The organism is Streptomyces sp. NPDC048338 (genome assembly GCF_043201055.1).
Classification (GTDB): domain Bacteria; phylum Actinomycetota; class Actinomycetes; order Streptomycetales; family Streptomycetaceae; genus Streptomyces.
The window spans coordinates 322,764-339,923 of record NZ_JBICYQ010000011.1; the positions used below are offsets into that span (position 1 = coordinate 322,764).

Below are 17,160 nucleotides of genomic sequence, written 5' to 3' on the forward strand. Positions count from 1 at the left end.
GAGCAGCACGCACGGACGACGGGGGAGGGGCGATGGCGGCGGATGACGGACAGGAACGGGCCGGGACCTCGCTGTCGGCGGTCGAGCGGTGGTGGGAGGCCGGACTGGTCTCCGGCGACGGGGGTGCCGGACGGCCGGACTGGGCCGCTCTCGCCGAGGAGGCGGCGGCCGCCGCGCCCGAGGAGGCCGTGGCGCCCGCGGGGGACCATCCGGGGCTGAGCGGCTTCGAGTGGGTGCTGCGGACCTTCACCGACCGCGCGGGGGAGCGGCTGGAGCGGGGCGTTCCGGAACGGGCGCGCATTCTCGTGGACCTGGCCGCCGTGCGGGGCGACCTGGAACGCCGGCTCAGCGGCACACTGGCGCGCGCGGCGGCGCGGACGCTGGTCCTGGAGCTGTACGAGGCGCGGACCGCCGGTCGGCTCGACGGCGACGAACCGCGGGCCCGGTTCCGCGACTTCCTGGGGCGCGTCGCGTCCCGGCGGGGCCTGACGGCCCTGCTGGCCGGGCGGCCGGTGCTCGCCCGGATCCTCGGGCGGGCCGCGCTCGACGCGGCGGACGCGACGGCCGAGGCACTGCGGCGGCTGGCGGACGACCACCACCTGCTCACCGCCGGCCTCCTGCGGGACTCCGGCGGGGACCCGGGGCCGCTCGTGGGCGTCGACACCGGCGCGGGCGACGGCCACCGGAACGGGCGGAGCGTGATGCTGCTGCGCTTCGCCGACGGCACCCGGCTGGTGTACAAGCCGCGCCCCCTCGCCGTCCACCGCCACTTCAACGAGCTCGTCGCCTGGTTCAACCGGCTGCCCGGCTCGGTCGACCTGCGCACCCTTCGGCTGCTCGACCGGGGCGCCTACGGATGGGTGGAGTTCGTCGAAGGAGGACCCTGTGCCTCCGCCGAGCAGATCGAGACGTTCTACCGCCGTCAGGGCGCGCTCCTCGCGCTGCTGCACCTGCTGGACGGCACCGACCTGCATCACGAGAACCTGATCGCCGCCGGCGCCCACCCGGTGCTGGTCGACGTCGAGACGCTGTTCCACCCGCCGCTGCCGGGCGCCACCACGGAGGACCCCGCGGCCCGTGCCCTGCACGCCTCGGTGTACCGCGTCGGCCTGCTGCCCCAGCTCCTCGTCGGCGACCACAGCGCCCTGGACGTGTCCGCCGTCGGCGGCGGTCACGAGGCGGCCTCGCCGGTGGCCCGGGCGGACTGGGCCGACGCCGGCACCGACCGGATGCGCCTGGTGCGCAGGGCCGGGCGGTTCGGCGAGTCCGCCAACCGGCCCCGGCTCGCGGGCGGCGCGCCCGTCGAGCCCGGAGCCCACATCGAGGCCCTGTGCGCCGGGTTCCGCGCCGGGTACACGGCGATCGGCGCGGCCAGGGACGAGCTGCTCCACGAGACGGGCCCGCTGCGGGCGTTCGACACGGACGAGGTACGGGTGGTGATGCGCCCGACCTGGCTGTACGGCGTACTCCTCGACGAGACGACGCACCCCGACCTGCTGAAGGACGCGGACGCGCGGCAGCGCGTCCTGGAGACCCTGCGGACCGACGGTTTCGGCACCGCCCTCGCGCCCGGCCTGGTCGACGAGGAGATCGCCCAGCTCTGGGCGGGAGACGTGCCCCTCTTCACCGCGCGCCCGGGCGGTGACCGCCTGTGGGGCGACCCGGGCAGGCCGCCGGCCGGCCGCACGGAGCTGCCCGGGACCGCCCGCGTCGCCATGAAGCTCGGCGCGATGGACACGGTCGACCGGCAGGACCAGGAGTGGATCGTGCGCGCCGCGATGGCGACGTCCTCCCGCACGCCCGCGCACCGGCCCGCCGGCGGCCTGCGCGGCCGCACGGCGGACCGCGCCCCTGAGCCGGAGCGGCTGCTGTCGGCGGCCCGTTCCGTCGGGGACCGGCTGGTCTCCCTCGCGTACCGCGAAGGGCCGCGCACCAACTGGATCGGCCTGGAACTCCTGGACGACCGCTACTGGCGGATCGGGCCGATGCCGGCCGACCTGGCCGGCGGCTACACCGGACCGGCGCTGTTCCTGGCCCAACTGGCGGCGCTCACCGGCGCCGGACACTACGCCGAGACGGCCCGTGCGGCCCTGACCCCGGTGCCCCGGCTGCTCGACGCGCTCGGCGACCGGCCCGCGGATCTCCCCGCGGTGGGCTCGGGGGCCTTCTCCGGTCTCGGCGGCATCGCCTACGCGCTCGCCGAGACGGCGCGGCTGCTGGGCGATCCGGAGGTCGGTTCCTGGGCCTCCGCGCTGCTGCGGCTGGCCGGTGAAGCGGCCCGTTCCGAGGGGGAGTTCGGGGTGGGTACCGGCGTGGCAGGCGGGCTGGTCGCCCTGCTGGCCGCGCAGGGGGACGGTTCCGGACCCGGGGGCGACGACGAGATCCGGCGGGCCGCCCGGGCGTGCGCGGACCGGTTGTGCGAGGTCGATCCCACGGCCGGCGGCCGTGGCTTCACGACCGGAGCCGCCGGGATCGGATGGGCGCTGCTGCGCTTCGCCGGGCACCGGGCGCGGATCCCCGGCGGAGCCGGTGACGGGACCGCGGAGCGCGCCCGGGTCGCGGGCCTGGCCGCGCTCCGGGCGGCCGTCGACGGGGACGCGTACGCCCGCGGGGGATGTCCCGAAGGCCCTGAGACCGGCCGTGGCGCGGGCGGGGACGCCGGAGACCCCTCCGCCCCGGTGCCGGTCCACGGCTCCGGAGCTCGGGCCTCGGCCTGGTGCCGCGGTCGGGCCGGGATCGCGCTCGCGGTGCTCGACTCCCCGGCCGCCCTGGACGACCCGTACCTCGCGGCCTGGTCGCGCGGGACGGCTGAGGAGCTGGGCCGCGGCCGGCCCGCTCCCGACGACAGCCTCTGCCACGGCGAGGCCGGGCTCTGCGAACTCCTGGGCCACGGCGCGCTCAAGGACGCCCGGTCGCACCGGATCCGCCGAGCCGGAGCGCTCCTCGCCTCCGTCGAGGAGACCGGGGCCGTCAGCGGCACGCCCGAAGGCGTCCCCCACCCCGGCCTGCTGACCGGCCTGGCGGGGATCGGACACGGGCTCCTGCGCGCCGGGTTCCCGGATCGCGTGCCGTCCGCGCTCCTCCTGCGGACGTCCGGGCCGGGGCGACCGCCGGAGACCCGATCCCGCCGAAAGCCACCGGCGAACACCACACATGACGATCCGTCACCCGAGCGGGCGACGCCCGGCGGCCGGCGACCGCGCCCCACCCCCTGACGGACGTCGCTCCGACCACCCCACCTCCGACCACCACCCCGACCGCCGATCCGTGACCGGCACCGACCGCCGCCACCCCACCCCCGACGGCCGACCTCCGACGACCACCCGACGAGCCCTCGTCCCCGGGACCGCCGAGCGGTCCCACCCCTCGACCGCACGACCGGACACACCGCACGACCGGAATACCGCACCACCGCACCACCGCACGGCACGACCACCACTCCTGCGGATGCGAAGGACGAACGAACCATGCAGATCGATGACTCGGTGAGATACGTCGACGGCGGACACCTCCACGCGGTCCAGGACCACCCGGTGGGCGAGGTGACGCTCGGCGTGAGCGGGGCGCTGGGGCTGCGCAGCAGGCTGCTCGGAACGGCGGACTCGGACTCCGCCGCCTCTCTGGACATGCCCTACACCACCGGCACCGTCCCGCTGTCCTGAGGGGAGGACGGACCAGGAGGGACGCGTCGCCGGGCGACGTGACGCGGATGACGCCTTGACAGCACGAGCGGAGGCCGGGGGGTTCCCCGGCCCTCTGCCGTGGGTGAAAAGGATCAAGTAACCTGCGCCCATGCGAGCGACGTCGTCGGTCATCGTGGGGCGGGACGCCGAGACAGGGCTGCTGGACGAGGCCCTGGAGGGCGTCGGAAGGAAGGCCGGACGGGCGGTGTTCCTCGTCGGCGAGGCGGGGATCGGCAAGTCCCGGCTGGCCGGCGAGTGCGCCCTGCGCGCGTACGACCGGGACGTGCCCGTGCTGCGTGGCCGTGCCACGTCCACCGGGCTCGTCGTGCCCTTCCGGCCGCTGGTCGAGGCGCTGTCCTCGCGGTTCCGGGCCGTCGGCGCCCCGGATCATCCGGAACTCGACCCCTACCGGCCCGCGTTGGCCGGCCTCGTGCCGGAATGGCGGGCCGGCACCGTGGCGCCCGGCTACGCGATCTCCCTGGTCGAGCTCGCCGAGGCGCTGCTCCGGCTGCTGGCCGTGCTCGGCCGCGAGCGGGGCTGCGTGATCCTGCTGGAGGACCTGCACGACTCCGACACCGAGACGATCGCCGTCGTCGAGTACCTCGTCGACAACCTGGCGGATCTGCCCGTCCTGCTGGTCGGCACGCTGCGGCCCGACGCCGGTCCGGCCCTCGACCTCGCGCTCGCCGCGGAACTCCGCAACACCGCGGCGGTGCGGGAGCTGGGGCCGCTGGACGAGGACTCCGTACGGGAGATGGTGGACGCGTGTCTGGACGCCGCACCGGACGAGGTGCCCTCCGCCGCGCATCGGCACCTCGCGCGGCGGGCGGGCGGCAACCCGTACCTGGTGGAGGTGCTGCTGGCCGACCTGCTGGACACGGGACGGCTGAGCAGGGGCGGCGACGGGTGGCGGCTCACCGACCACGGTGAGGCGACCGTGCCGACGGGCGCGGTCCGCAGCTGGGCCCGGCGGCTGGACCGGCTCGACGAACCGGTGCGCGAACTCCTCCTCCTCGCGGCGACGCTCGGCGGCCGGTTCTCCGTCGGCGCGCTGCGGGCGGTGACCGGCCTCGACGACCGGGCGCTCTTCGCCCACCTCCGGTCCGCGTCCGAGGCCGGGATCATCGCGCCGGACGGTGCGGCCCACGACCACTACACCTTCCGTCACGTCCTGACGGCGGACGCGCTCCGGGCCTCCTTACCCCCCGCCGAGCAGGCCGCGCTGGCCCGCCGCGCGGCCACCGCCATCGAGGAGTCCTCCGGGGAACTCTCCGGTGAGCAGCGTCAGTTGGTGGCCACCCTGCGACTGGCGGCGGGTGACCGGGAGACGGCGGCACGGCAGTTCGCCCAGGTGGGGCGGCAGATGCTGGACGCCGGCGCGTCGGGCTCGGCCGCCGTGCTGCTGGAGCGGGCCCGGGGGCTCGCGGCCGAGGAGGAACGGGACGAGGTCACGGTGCACCTGGCGATCGCCCAGGCCGAATCCGGACGCCTCGACGCGGCGGCCGCACTGCTCGACGACCTGCCCCCGGCGCCCGCCGGCTCGCGGGCGGCGGAGGATCGGGCCCAGGCGCACACGCAGGTCGCGTGGGTCGCGACCATGGCGGAGCGGCAGGAGGAGGCACGCCGCCGGATCCGGGCCGCCCGCGCCCTCTTCGGGGGCGCGCCGCGTCCGGAGCAGGAGGCGGCGCTCGTGGTCGTCGAGGGGCACCTCGCGCTGCTGCCGGAGCAGGACGGCCGTGGAGACGGGCGGGAGCGGCTGAAGAAGGCGGAACGTTCCGCCAGACAGGCGGCGCTGACCGCCGAGCAACGCGGCCGGCCCATGGTGGCCTGCCAGGCGTGGCAGCTGCTGGCCCTGCTGTCCCGGGAGCGTGGCTTCGACGAGGCCGACGCCTGCCTGGCGCGGATGCTGTCGGTCGCCGAGAAGCACCGCCTCGCGACGAGCCGGGCCGAGGCCCTGGTGCGGCTCGGCACCAACGCGTTCATGCGGACCGGGGAGGCGACCCCGCTGGAGACCGCCCGCGCGGCGGCCCACGAACTCGGCTCGCTCGCCCTGCTGCAGACCGTCGACGGCCTGCTCGCCATGCAGAGCGTGCTGGGTGCCCGCTGGGACCGCGCCCGGGAGATCGTCGAACGGTCCGTGGAAGCCAGCGCACGGTTGCAGAACCTGTCGGCGCACCGCTATCTGCTGCTCGTGGACGCCACCCTCGCCGCCCACCAGGGGCGGGCCCGCGAGCAGGAACGGGCCCTGGCCCGGTTCCGCCGGGCGGGCGGCGAGGAGTCGATGCTCGTCCCCCTGCAGCGCGGACTGTGCCAGGCCGTGGGTGCGCTGATGGGCGAGGACCGGCAGCGGGCGAGGGACGAACTGGACGCCGCGCTCGCCTGGGAGCGCGCGCACCCGAGCTTCTTCTACCTCAGCGGCCGGTACGGGCTCCGCCCCCTGCTGCGGCTCCTCGACGGCGACGACGAGGACGGCGCCGCGGCCTGCCGGGAGGCGATGGCCTCGCCCGGCGGGCAGCTGGCCTGGAACCGTATGTTCCTCGGCCTGGCGGACGCGGTGTCGCGAGGCCGGGACGGCGACCCGGACGGCGCGCGGCGGGCCGTGGCGCAGGCCGCCCGGGCGGCGCCCGTGTTCCCGCAGGCCTGGCACCTCGCGCTGCGCCTCACCGCCGAGGCGGCGCTCGCCGACGGCTGGGGCGAGCCGGTCGCATGGCTGCGGACCGCCGAGGAGTACTTCCACGAGGCGGGCGTCCCCGCGGTGGCCGGGGCCTGCCGGGCCCTGCTGAGACAGGCCGGGGTCAGCGTCCCGCAGCGCCGCGGCGGCCGGGAGCGGATCCCCGCGGAGCTGCGCGCCGCGGGCGTCACGCCTCGCGAGTACGAGGTGTACGTCCTGCTCGTGGACCGGCCCGGCAACCAGCAGATCGCGCGGCGCCTGTGCATCTCGCCCCGGACGGTGGAGAAGCACATGGCGAGCCTCATGGCCAAGACCGGCTGCGTGGACCGCTCGGCGCTGTGCGCGTCGTCGGCGGAGCGCGCGGAGGGCCGGGAGTAGCCCCCTGCCCGCCCAGGGCGCCGCCGGCCCGACCGGGCGGGCCGGTGCCCTGCCGCGGGCGGGTCGCCGGCCCCCGGATCCGTACCGCGCCCGCCCGGACGGCCTCGGACGACCGGGCGGGACGGCCGGGTATGGGGGGCGGCTTCCGGTTTGCTGGGGGGTGCTCCGGTTCGTATGGGGGTCCGGACCCCCAGGACGCCGTTCCGGGGGGCGCGAGTGTGCGGGTCCCGCACCGATGTGCGGCGGCCCCGGGCGGCGGACCATCGACGGGACCGACCACACGCCGTCGCCCCACGGAGGTTCGCTCGATGCCGCGTCCGTCCGCGCCGCCCGCAGCGTCACCCGGCACGCTCAGGTTCTCCGTCCTCGGCCCGCTCGCGGTCCACCGGGACGACCGGGCGCTGCCCCTCGGCCCGTTGAAGCAGCGCGTCGTGCTGGCGACGCTGCTCGGCTCCGCCAACAGCCCCGTCTCGGTGGACGCGTTGACCGACGCGGTCTGGCCCGAGGAACCACCGCGGACCGCCCGCAAGAACCTCCAGGTGTACGTCAGCTCCCTGCGCGCACTGATCGCCGAGGACGACCGGGACCGGCCGAGGCTCGTCCACACGGGCGCCGGGTACGTGCTGCGCGTGGCCGAGGACGAGCTCGACCTCCAGCGGTTCCGTGCGCTGGTCCGGGCCGCCGAGGGGCAGCCGCACCGCCCGGCCGCCCGGCTGCTGCGCCAGGCCCTCGATCTGTGGCAGGGACCTCCGTTCGGCGAGGACCTGCGGCGGTCGCCCCGGCTCGCGGAGGAGGCCGAGCGGCTGGAACTGCGCCATCTGACGGCCTACGAGACCTGGGCGGAGGCGGAGTTGGCCCTGGGGGCCGTGTCGGCGGTGGTCGAAGGACTGCGTGACCTGGTCGAGCGGCACCCGCTGCGGGAGCGGCTCCGGTCCACCTGGATGTGCGCGCTCAGCGGCTCGGGCCGGCAGGCGGAGGCGCTCGCCGCGTACGACGAGTACCGGCAACTCCTCGCCCGGGAACTGGGACTGGAGCCCGGCGGCGCCATGGCCGCCCGCTACCGGGCGATCCTCGCGGGCGACCGGCCGGCCGGGACGGACCGGCCCGCGGGACCGCCCGCCGCGCCGGGCGGAGCCGCCCGGAGAACGACGTCCGCCGCCGCCCTCCCGGCCGACCCGACCGATGTCACCGGGCACGGGCCGGAACTGCGCGACCTCCTGGACCTGCTCGACGGCGACGGCGACGGCGACGGCGCGGCCGGCGTGGTGCTGCTGTCCGGCCCGGCCGGATCCGGCAAGACCACGCTGGCGGTACGGGCGGCCCACCGCCTCGGCGACCGCTTCCCCGACGGGCGGCTCTGCGTCTCCCTGCGCGACGCGGACGGGCGCGCCCGACCGCTGTCGGCCGTGCTCGCGGAGCTCGGCGAACGGACCGGCCGGACCGGGCTGTCGAGCCCCGAGGAATGGCGGGAGTGGCTCGCGGAGCACCGCGTGCTGGTGATCCTGGACGACGTGCCCGAGGAGCGCGCGGTGCGGCCGCTGCTCCCGAGCGGAGGATCGGGCCGGGTGCTGCTCACCGCGCGCGGCCGGCTCGGCGGCCTGGCGCCGGTGCACCGGGTCGAGGTCCCGCCACTCGGCACCGCCGAGGCCCTGCAGCTCCTCGCCGGACTCGTCGGCCCGAGCCGGGTGCGGGCCGACCGGGACGCCGCGCTGCGCATCGTGCGCGCCTGCGGCGGGTCACCGCTGGCGGTCCGGGTGAGCGGCATGCGGCTCGCGGTGCTCCGCCACCTGCCGCTGCGGGAGTTCGCGGACCGGCTCACCGACCCCGCCGGGGTACTGGACGAGCTCACCTCCGGGGACGTGTCCGTGCGGCACCGGCTGGCCCGCGGCTGGGACGCCCTGCCGCCGGAATGCGGCCGCGACGCCGGACGGCTGGCCGTCGGCACCGGGGACGGGCCGTTCGGCCTGACGGAGGCGGCCGAGGCCCTGGGATGCGACGAGCGCCATGCCGTACGGGTGGTGGAGTCGCTCATCGACGCCGGGATGGTGACCTCGCCCGGCGGCGAGGTCACCGCGCACGCGGCGCAGTACGAACTCCCGCACCTGGTCAGGCTGTACGCCCGCGGCACCCACCAGGGGGACCCGGTGCCGGCCTAGGGGGTGTTGCGAAAGTCCCGCCGTGGGAACCGCGCAGGCTCCGGGCGCCCGGAGCGCTCGCCTCACGGCCGCGTCGGACCGTGCCCCTCCGGGGCCGGGAGGCCCACGTGATGGGCCAGGAAGGCGAGGCACTCGGCCTGCAGCGCCACCGCGCGGGAGGCGGACCGGTCGGCGTGCCCGACGCCGTGTTCCAGCCGCAGGAGGACCGGTCCGCTGCCGGACGTGGCGTGCTGGAGCGCGGCGCACATCTTGCGGGCGTGCAGCGGGTCGGTCCTGGTGTCGCCGTCCGCGGCGGTCAGCAGCACCGCCGGATACGCGGTGCCGGGCGTGACGCGGTGGTAGGGGGAGTACCCGAGCAGTGTCGGCAGCAGGGCAGGGTCGTCCGCGCTGCCGTACTCGGGTGTCCAGCTGGGCCCCAGCCCGGAGTGCTCGTACCGGACCATGTCCAGGAGCGGGGACATGCACACCACGGCGGCGAACCTCTCCGGCTGCTGGGTGAGGGCCGCGCCGACCAGCAGGCCGCCGTTCGACCCGCCCATGATCGCGAGGCGGCCCGGCGCCGTCCAGCCCTCGGCCGTCAGCCGGTCGGCGGCGGCGGCGAAGTCGTCGAAGGTGTTCTGCTTGTGTTCCCTGCTGCCGGCCCGGTGCCAGGCCTCGCCCTCCTCGCCGCCGCCGCGCAGCCCCGCCCAGGCGAACACCCCGCCGGCCCTGACCCAGGCCAGGACCTGCGCGCGGTACCGGGGCGACATGGTGCGGCCGAAGCCGCCGTATCCCGTGAGCAGCGCCGGACGCGGCACGTCGGGACGACCGGTGGGGGAGATCACGAACATCCGGACCGTCGTCCCGTCCCGCGAGGGGAAGGCCACCTGCCGGGTCACCGCGCCGACGGCCGTCGCGGCGTCCGGCGCGGCGGCGGTCGCGTCGTGCTCGCCGGGGGACACGCGGCACGTGCGGGCGTCGAAGCGGAGCACCCGGGGCGGTGTGACGAAGTCGGTGTACGCGAACCACGCCTCGTGACTCCCCGGCGGCCCGGCCGAGAAGTCGCCCACCGCGCCGGTGCCGGGAAGCGGGACCGTGGCCACCTGCCGGGCCTCGACCAGGTCGTGCACGGTCACCTCGGCCACCGTGTCGCGGGTCCAGGCGGCCAGGCCCAGCGGGTGCTTCAGCTCAGGACCGGAGAGCACGACGAGATGGGTCAGCACCGCGTCCGGCCGCTCGGGGATCACCTCGCGCCAGGCGGCGGGTCCCCGGTGGAGCTCGTCCGGCCGGCACGCGACGACCCGGCCGCGCACGGCGTCGCGGTCGGTGCGCAGCCAGACCGGGTCCCGCGGACCGGTGCCGGACACCGCGTGCAGCCGGGTGGCGGCGTCCATGCCCTCCTGGACCGGCCGCAGCAGCGGGCGTTCGAGCGGGCCGGCGGACAGGTCGGCCAGGTAGACGTCGGTGCCCCGGCCGGTGCCGAGGGTGGCCGTGACGCCGAGCCAGCGTCCGTCCCGGGTCACGGAGACGCTGTAGAACTGCGTCCGGTCCCGCCCGTCACCGAAGACCAGGGCGTCCGCGTCGGGACTCGTCCCGACCCGGTGGAGGTAGACCCGGCGGTGGTAGCGCTCCTCACCCGGGTGCAGCCGCGGGTCCAGGTGCCGGACGTAGTAGAACGCGCCGCCTCCGGGGAGCCAGCCGATCGACGACCTCCTCACCCGGTCCACCGGGCCGTCGACGACCTTGCCGGTGGCCACGTCGATCACCCGGAGCAGCGAGTCCTCGGTCCCGTTCCGCGACAGCTGGCAGGCCAGCAGATCGCCCTCGACCGAAGGCTCCCAGGCGTCGAGCACGGTGCGTCCGGACGGGTCGAGGGCGCCCGGGTCCAGGAGCACCCGCTCCGTCGCGCCCGCCTCCGCCACCACCAGCACCGCATGCTCCTGGTCGGCCCGCCGGCGCAGCCGGAAAGTCCTGCCGCCGCGGACCTCGGGCGACCCGGCGCGCTCGACGGCGTCGAGCGCCGACACCTCCGCCCGCCATCCCTCCAGACCGGGCAGGGCCTCCCGTTCCGCCTCGTACAGAACCTGTTGCTCCTCGCTCCAGCGGCGCGTCGCGGCGGACCCGCCGTCCTCCAGCCAGCCGTACGGGTCGGGGACGTGCAGTCCGTGGAGCTCCCGGACGAGGTCCTGGCGTTCGGCGTGGGGGTACCGGCGAAGCGCCGGCCGGGTCTCGGGGGTCACTCGATGCTCCCTCGTTCGTCGGAACCTCGGAGGTCGTCGGAGCGGTGGACGACGCGGGCGGACGGCTCCGCGTCGTCGCGGTGGGCGACGACGTCGGCGTCCTCGTTCCCGGCCGTCCCCGTCCCGGGCACGTCCTGCGCGCCGCGCCGGCGGCCGGCGGCCCGGCGCCCCGGCACGAGCGAGCGGAACGTCGCCGGGCGGAGGCGTGGCCGCGGCTTCGGCGCGGGTCCGGGGCCGCCCGGCGGAGCGGCCGGTCCGGGGTCCCGTGGGCCGGGCGCCGCCGGAGCCTCCGCCGCGCCGCCGTCCGCCGCCGCCGCGCGGGGCAGGGCGGCCCAGGCGAACACGCCGGACAGCAGGACGATCACCCCGGACACCGCCAGGATCGTGTCCAGGGGGCCGAACCGGATCCCGCCGAAGGAACCCGAGACGTCCCGCAGCACGGAGCCCGCGAGCCAGCCGGACAGGACGGCGGAGAGCATCGACGCCAGCTTCGTGACCGGATAGAACACGGCCATGACCCGGCCCCGGTAGTCCGGAGGAGCCGCTGCGAGCAGCAGCGGGGCCATCGCCGTGTTCAGCACGGTGAGCGGAACGGTGAAGACGAAGAGCAGGGCCACGCCGCCGAGGAAGCCGGTCTGACGGGAGTAGGCGACCAGCAGGACGCCGCTCACCAGCAGACTGATCCAGGTCGTCCGGCGCGCCCCGAACCACTGCACCACCCGGCCGCCGCACAGCGCGCCGGTGATGCCGCCGACCCCCATGGCCATGCCGATGTACCCGTAGAGATGGGCGTCCGCGTGGAGGTTGTCGGTGGTGAAGAAGACGTTGAGGGTGCTCAGCGCGCCCACCCCGAACTGGCCGATGACGGCCAGCAGGAGCAGCGCGACCAGGAACCGGCTCCGGGTGAAGAAGCGCAGCCCGTCCGCGAACTCCCGTCGCAGGCCGTCCCGTCGCTGCCCGGCGGGCTTGCGCCTCCCGGCGACCGCCGGAGGCACCTCGATGGAGCGGATCGCCACGTACGACACCGCGTAGGTCAGCCCGTTGAAGAGCAGCGCCCACTGGAGGCCGGCGGTGAACAGCAGCGGCGCCGCGATGGGGGGCCCGATGATCCAGGCCGTCTCCCCGGTCGCCTGGCCGATGCCGGCCGCCCGGGCGCGGTCGGCCTCCCCGGTCACGAGGTCGGCGAGGATCGCGAACCGCGCCGGCGAGAAGAACTGGCCCGCCGCGTGCAGCAGGAGCACGGTCGCGTAGACCAGGGCGAGCCAGACGCCGGCCGGCAGGGCGTCGGCGGGCAGGAAGGAGACGGCGGTCAGCACGGCCACGAGCGCGCCCCGGACCACCTCGGTGCGCAGCAGCGTCCCGCGTTTGTCCCAGCGGTCGACGAAGACGCCCGCGAGCGGGCCGATGACCAGGACGGCGACACTCGACGCCATCAGGATGCCGCTGACGGCGACCGGCGCCCACGACTGGCCCTTGCCCAGCACGGTCGCGACCCACAGCACCAGCGTGGTGCTGAAGACGGCGTCCCCGACGGACGAGACGGCCTGGCCGAACCACAGCCGGGTGTAGTCACGGTTGATCAGTGTCAGGCGCGCCGTCATGACCGCTCCCGCGACGAGACGATCAGCGCCATGAGGGCGGTCACCAGCGTGGTGTGGTACGCCTTCCGGAAGAACTCCCCGGCCGGGGCGTCGGGGGACGCCGCGAGCGCCGCCGACCGCCCCGGGAGCGCGCCGTCGGGCCGTTGGGCCCGCACCAGGCACTCCACGGCCGCGGCGCCCGCGGGCGTGTCCAGCGGCTCGCCGCCCAGGACGGACAGCGTGAGGACGAGCTCCGCGGCCAGGTCCCACCGTTCGTGCTCCACGCAGTGGCGCAGCATCAGGTCGGCCAGGTCCCGGGCGCCCGCCGGGTCGAACCCCTCGGGCAGCCGGGAGCTCCGGCCGAAGTCGCCGAGGTAGAAGGCGGTATGAGTGAGGGCGTACGCCTTCGGGGTGGTCAGCGGAGCGCCGTCCGCCGCCGGCGGGTCCTCGGGACCTGCGGCCCGGAAGGCCGCGAGCGGGCTGTCCGGGAGGAGGGCGGCGTACGGCTCGATGCCGTGGCGGACGCCCGCCTTGTCCGCGTAGTAGCGGATCTCGAAGCGGCGGTAGGGCGACTTGCCGTCCGGCGAGAGGAATGCCGGGGCGAGCCGTGCGACGACGGCCCGGGTCTGCGTGTCGTCGATCCCGTCGGGGGCCAGCGCGGCGAAGACCAGACCGTACGTGGAGGTGTGGTCGGGGACGTCCTCGAAGAGGGCGGGGAAGGCGGGATCCTGCCACAGCGCGCGGACGAGGGCCCTGGCCCCGGCCAGCGCGTCCGGCGCGTCGTCGCGACGTGCCGCGCAGTGGCAGAGCAGCGCCAGTTCCAGCGCGGCCTTCGCCTTGCCGTGCGTCGCCGAGCGGGCCGCGGGCGAGAACGGGTCGAAGAGGTCCAGGTTCTTTCCCAGCCAGTCGAGGGCGCCGGCGGAGAGTTCCTCCAGAACGGGGGACACCGCTACAGCCGCCCTGTCTCGTGGAGGTAGTCGAGCAGGGCCGTGTCGACGGTGTCGCGGAACCGCGCGAGCGTCGTCGCGTTCTCGTCGTAGCGGTAGAGGTCCTGGCAGGCGATCCACCGGTCGCGGGTCTCCGCGCCGGGCAGGTAGCCGTCGGTGACGGTACCGACCTCCCAGTCGGGTTTGCCCGCGGTCTCCCAGCAGCTGGCCAGCGTCCCGTCGGCGCTGACCACCGCACCGTAGCGGCCGTCGGCGTGACCGCAGGTGACGCACGTCCTGCGGGAGCCGGGGCGGCTCACGGTGAACCCGAGGTCGAGCGCCCGGCGCTGCCACCGGGTGAAGGCGGCCGACAGCTCGCCGGTGTGCAGCAGGCTGTTGGCGTACCCGACGCCGACGTCGCCGATCCGGGCGAAGTACAGGGTGCACCGAGCGGGGTCGAGAGCGGCGGCGAGCCGGTCGATCAGCGGGTCGACCCCGTCGAACGTCTCCTGGGAGACGTTCACCCGCAGGGTCCACCGGAGCGGGGAGACCTCGGACGCCTTGACGATGTTGCGGACGATCTTGTCGAAGGTCCCGCCGCCGTCCGCCCTGCCGACCCGGATCCGGTCGTGGTCGGCGCGGTCACCGTCGAAGGTGACCTGGACGGACGTCAGTCCGAGTCCGGCGAGCCTGCGCGCCAGCGAGGGGGTGAGCAGGGTGGCGTTCGAGATCATCCAGGCCGAGGTCGGCGCGAGGTCGCCGGCCCGCTCCAGCAGTTCCAGGCAGCCGCGCGGGTTGAGCAGGGGCTCCCCGCCGAAGAGGAGGATCCTCAGCTTCTCCAGTCCGACGGCGGCCATCTGCCGCTCGGTGAACCCGAGGATCGACGTGATCGTCTCCGACGTGAGCCGGGTCCGGGCGATCCGCGGCGGCCTGCTGCCGCCCGCCTGGTCCTGGGCGGTGTTCTGGAAGCAGTAGCCACAGCCCAGGTTGCAGTGGGTGCTGGTGAGGACGGTCAGCGCGTAGGCGCGGACCCGGGTGGGGGTGAACATGCCGCTCTCGCGCAGCCGGAGCTCGGCCTCGGGACGCAGGGCTCCGTCGGTGGTGACGTGGCGGGCGCCGAGCCGGGCCACCCCGCCCGGGCCGAGGAACCACCAGTTCCGCTCGCCTTCGAGAAGGCGTGCGCCGGACTCGTCGCCCGGTACGGAGGCCACCGCCCGTCCGGACGTCACTGCCTGGTCGATGCTCATCGGGCCTCCCCCGCCACGGACGATCCCGCCACGGACAGCCCGCCGGAGCGGCCGTCCGCGACGACCAGGGTGGCCAGTGCCGTGACCAGGGTCGCCTGGTACGACTTCCGGAAGCGCTCCACGGCCGTGGCGTCCGCCGCGGCCCTCCTGACGACGGACCGTCCGGGGATCGCGCCGTCGGGCGCCTGGACCTCGGCGAGCATCCGGACGGCGGCCGCCCCCGAGGGCGTGCCCAGGGGATCGGCGCCCAGGCAGTGCTGGGCGAGCACGAGCTTTCCGGCGAGGTCCCATTCGCCGAGGCGCACGCAGTGGTCGGTGAGGCGTTCCACGACGCGGAGCGCCCGCTCCGCGGCCTCCTCGCCGAGACCGGGGTCACGGAAGCCGAAGTCGCTGAGGTAGAAGACGGTGTGCGTCACCACGCAGACGTCCAGGTCGGCCGCGGGCAGCGTGCCGGCGCGGGCCGGCAGACTGTCGGCGTACAGCTCCCGGTACGAGGCGAACCGGTGCTCGGCGCCCGCGAGATCGGCGTAGAACCTGGCCTCCAGATGGAGGTACGGCGGCTTCCGGCGCGGGGCCAGATAGCCGTCGGCCGACAGCCGGGCGAGGACGGTACGGGGCGCGCCCGACCGGGTCCCGGCCGGTGCCAGCGCCGCGTACATCAGCTCGAACTGCCGTGCGTAGCGCGGGTCGAGGGTGAGCAGGGCGGAGAACTCCGGCTGCCGCCAGACCCGTTCGACGAGGGTGGCCGGCCCGCCCAGGCCGGCGTCGCCGGGCGCCGCCTTCTCCCAGTAGCGGCGGAGCAGGGCCAGCTGCAGGAGCGCCTTGACGCGCGGGGTCACCGGCAGCTCGGCGCGGCCGGCCGGGGAGTCGAGGAATCCCGCGTGGCGGGCCAGCCACTGCCGCGCACCCGCGGACAGACTCGTCACGGCCTCATCGAGGCCGGCTGATCGCGTACTCATGGTCCTCCTTCGGGGTCGCGGATGCCTGAGCCACCCGCTCGACGATGTCGGCCGCGCGGGCGGCTCCGTCCAGGACGGCCAGCCGGCCGCCGAGCGCACGGGTGCGGCTGTGCAGGCCGTCGTCGCGCCAGGCCGCGTCCAGCACCGCCGCCGGCCGGGACGGGGTGCGCGGCAGGCGCACGGCCACGCCGGCCCGTACGCAGGCGCCGGTGAGCAGCGGTTGTTCGGAGCCGTTCGGCGAGAGCACGAGGGGCCGGCCGCGTCGCAGAGCGGCCAGCACCGGAGCGGAGGTGCCGTTGGCCAGCACCAGGCCGGCGAGGTCGACGAGGGGCCCCATCCACGGCTTGCGGACGGACACGATGTCGGCGCCGGCGGCGGGCCGCGGGTCGGTGGACCGACCCTGTTCGACCACGGCCTGGAACCGGCCGCCGGTGAACGCCTCGTTGAGACGGGGCCACAGGCTGTCGCCCCCGAAGAAGCGGCCCAGATGGACGTAGACGACGGGCTTGCCGGTCGACTCCAGGCGATCCCGGACCTCCTGGAGCTCCGTCCGGTCGGGCGCCGGCTCCCAGGCGAGCGGCCCCACGTGCCGGACCCGCTCGGGGAGTTCCGCGCCCGGGTACTCCAGGGACGGATCCCCGCGGAGCAGCAGCGCGTCACCCGGCAGCGGACTGTCCGCCCACCGCGGGGCACGGCCCGCCAGGCCGCACTCCTCCCGCGTGGCGGCGTGGATCCGCAGGCAGTCGAGGGTCCGGCTCTCCCGGGTCCTGCCCAGGTGCGGCTCCCCCTCGCCGCCCGTCCGGTAGTCCCACAGGTGGACGGAGAGCCCGACCACCACCACCGGGACGTCCAGCGTCTCGGCGGCGAGCAGGGCGCCGTTGCACAGGACCGAGGTGACCAGCAGGTCGGCCCCCGACTCCCGGGCGGCCCGCAGGATCGCGCGGTACTGCGCGGCGCCGGTCTTCCCCCACCACGTGGCGGAGAAGGCCCGTCGCCCGCCGAAGTCCTCCGCCACCGCCATCGGCAGTCCGGCCTCGGCGACGACGCCGGCGGCGTTTGCGCGGGCCAGCACACCGACCCGGTGTCCCCGGCGGTCCAGCTCGCGCCCGGCCGCGAGCACCGGGTAGAGGTAGCCGCCGTCGCTGAGCGGGCAGAGCAGGATCTTCACGACGGTCGTGCTCCCTCGGTCGGTGGGGGACGGGCGGCCGGTCCGGTGCCGGTGTGGCCGCGGGCCCCCCGGCTCACGGCAGGATCTGCCGGGAACCGGGTGGCCCGCGCGGTGCTCAGGACGCGATGGCCTCGCGTCAGGAGAGGTCGCTGGAGTTGTTGACGATGCAGCCG

General features: G+C 76.0%; 10 protein-coding genes. 4 read left to right on the forward strand and 6 right to left on the reverse strand.

Annotated elements, in window-relative coordinates:
- Nucleotides 1-32: 32 nt before the first annotated feature.
- The 4 genes from ACGFZF_RS26020 (at nt 33) to ACGFZF_RS26035 (ending at nt 8,888) form a co-directional block, all read left to right on the forward strand.
- Nucleotides 33-3,215 carry a type 2 lanthipeptide synthetase LanM family protein gene (locus ACGFZF_RS26020; protein ID WP_393557821.1) on the forward strand — a complete coding sequence of 1,061 codons (3,183 nt, stop codon included), beginning with the start codon at nt 33-35 and terminating at the stop codon, nt 3,213-3,215.
- Nucleotides 3,216-3,467: 252 nt separating this feature from the next.
- Nucleotides 3,468-3,662 (forward strand): hypothetical protein, encoded by a 195-nt coding sequence (locus tag ACGFZF_RS26025; protein ID WP_147981511.1) that lies wholly within the window; start codon nt 3,468-3,470, stop codon nt 3,660-3,662.
- A gap of 130 nt (nt 3,663-3,792) precedes the next feature.
- The gene (locus ACGFZF_RS26030) at nt 3,793-6,732 is read left to right on the forward strand and encodes a helix-turn-helix transcriptional regulator (RefSeq protein ID WP_393557823.1); all 2,940 of its coding nucleotides are present in this window, start codon (nt 3,793-3,795) and stop codon (nt 6,730-6,732) included.
- 308 nt (nt 6,733-7,040) lie between these two features.
- Complete coding sequence (locus ACGFZF_RS26035; RefSeq protein ID WP_393557825.1) at nt 7,041-8,888, forward strand: BTAD domain-containing putative transcriptional regulator; 1,848 nt, start codon at nt 7,041-7,043, stop codon at nt 8,886-8,888.
- Nucleotides 8,889-8,950: 62 nt separating this feature from the next.
- On the opposite strand, the gene ACGFZF_RS26040 is transcribed toward ACGFZF_RS26035, so the two are convergent.
- The 6 genes from ACGFZF_RS26040 to ACGFZF_RS26065 are packed head-to-tail and all read right to left on the reverse strand — an operon-like array spanning nt 8,951 to nt 16,987.
- Nucleotides 8,951-11,107, reverse strand: coding sequence for a prolyl oligopeptidase family protein (locus ACGFZF_RS26040; RefSeq protein ID WP_393557827.1), 2,157 nt, complete (start codon nt 11,105-11,107; stop codon nt 8,951-8,953).
- Nucleotides 11,104-12,708 carry an MFS transporter gene (locus ACGFZF_RS26045; RefSeq protein ID WP_393557829.1) on the reverse strand — a complete coding sequence of 535 codons (1,605 nt, stop codon included), beginning with the start codon at nt 12,706-12,708 and terminating at the stop codon, nt 11,104-11,106. Before ACGFZF_RS26045 ends, ACGFZF_RS26040 begins: the two co-directional genes overlap by 4 nt.
- Nucleotides 12,705-13,634 carry a DUF6895 family protein gene (locus ACGFZF_RS26050; protein WP_393557831.1) on the reverse strand — a complete coding sequence of 310 codons (930 nt, stop codon included), beginning with the start codon at nt 13,632-13,634 and terminating at the stop codon, nt 12,705-12,707. The genes ACGFZF_RS26045 and ACGFZF_RS26050 overlap by 4 nt, the downstream gene beginning before the upstream one ends.
- A 2-nt stretch (nt 13,635-13,636) precedes the next feature.
- The gene (locus ACGFZF_RS26055) at nt 13,637-14,860 is read right to left on the reverse strand and encodes a radical SAM protein (protein WP_393557833.1); all 1,224 of its coding nucleotides are present in this window, start codon (nt 14,858-14,860) and stop codon (nt 13,637-13,639) included.
- On the reverse strand, nt 14,857-15,819 hold the full coding sequence (locus tag ACGFZF_RS26060; RefSeq protein ID WP_393557835.1) for a DUF6895 family protein: 963 nt from the start codon (nt 15,817-15,819) through the stop codon (nt 14,857-14,859). Before ACGFZF_RS26060 ends, ACGFZF_RS26055 begins: the two co-directional genes overlap by 4 nt.
- Nucleotides 15,791-16,987, reverse strand: coding sequence for a glycosyltransferase (locus ACGFZF_RS26065; protein WP_393557837.1), 1,197 nt, complete (start codon nt 16,985-16,987; stop codon nt 15,791-15,793). The genes ACGFZF_RS26060 and ACGFZF_RS26065 overlap by 29 nt, the downstream gene beginning before the upstream one ends.
- Nucleotides 16,988-17,160 lie beyond the last annotated feature (173 nt).

Coding starts and splice junctions, on each gene's coding strand:
- ACGFZF_RS26020 (WP_393557821.1), top strand. CDS start 33: ATGGCGGCGGATGACGGACAGGAACGGGCCGGGACCTCGCTGTCGGCG.
- ACGFZF_RS26025 (WP_147981511.1), top strand. CDS start 3,468: ATGCAGATCGATGACTCGGTGAGATACGTCGACGGCGGACACCTCCAC.
- ACGFZF_RS26030 (WP_393557823.1), top strand. CDS start 3,793: ATGCGAGCGACGTCGTCGGTCATCGTGGGGCGGGACGCCGAGACAGGG.
- ACGFZF_RS26035 (WP_393557825.1), top strand. CDS start 7,041: ATGCCGCGTCCGTCCGCGCCGCCCGCAGCGTCACCCGGCACGCTCAGG.
- ACGFZF_RS26045 (WP_393557829.1), bottom strand. CDS start 12,708: ATGACGGCGCGCCTGACACTGATCAACCGTGACTACACCCGGCTGTGG.
- ACGFZF_RS26055 (WP_393557833.1), bottom strand. CDS start 14,860: ATGAGCATCGACCAGGCAGTGACGTCCGGACGGGCGGTGGCCTCCGTA.
- ACGFZF_RS26060 (WP_393557835.1), bottom strand. CDS start 15,819: ATGAGTACGCGATCAGCCGGCCTCGATGAGGCCGTGACGAGTCTGTCC.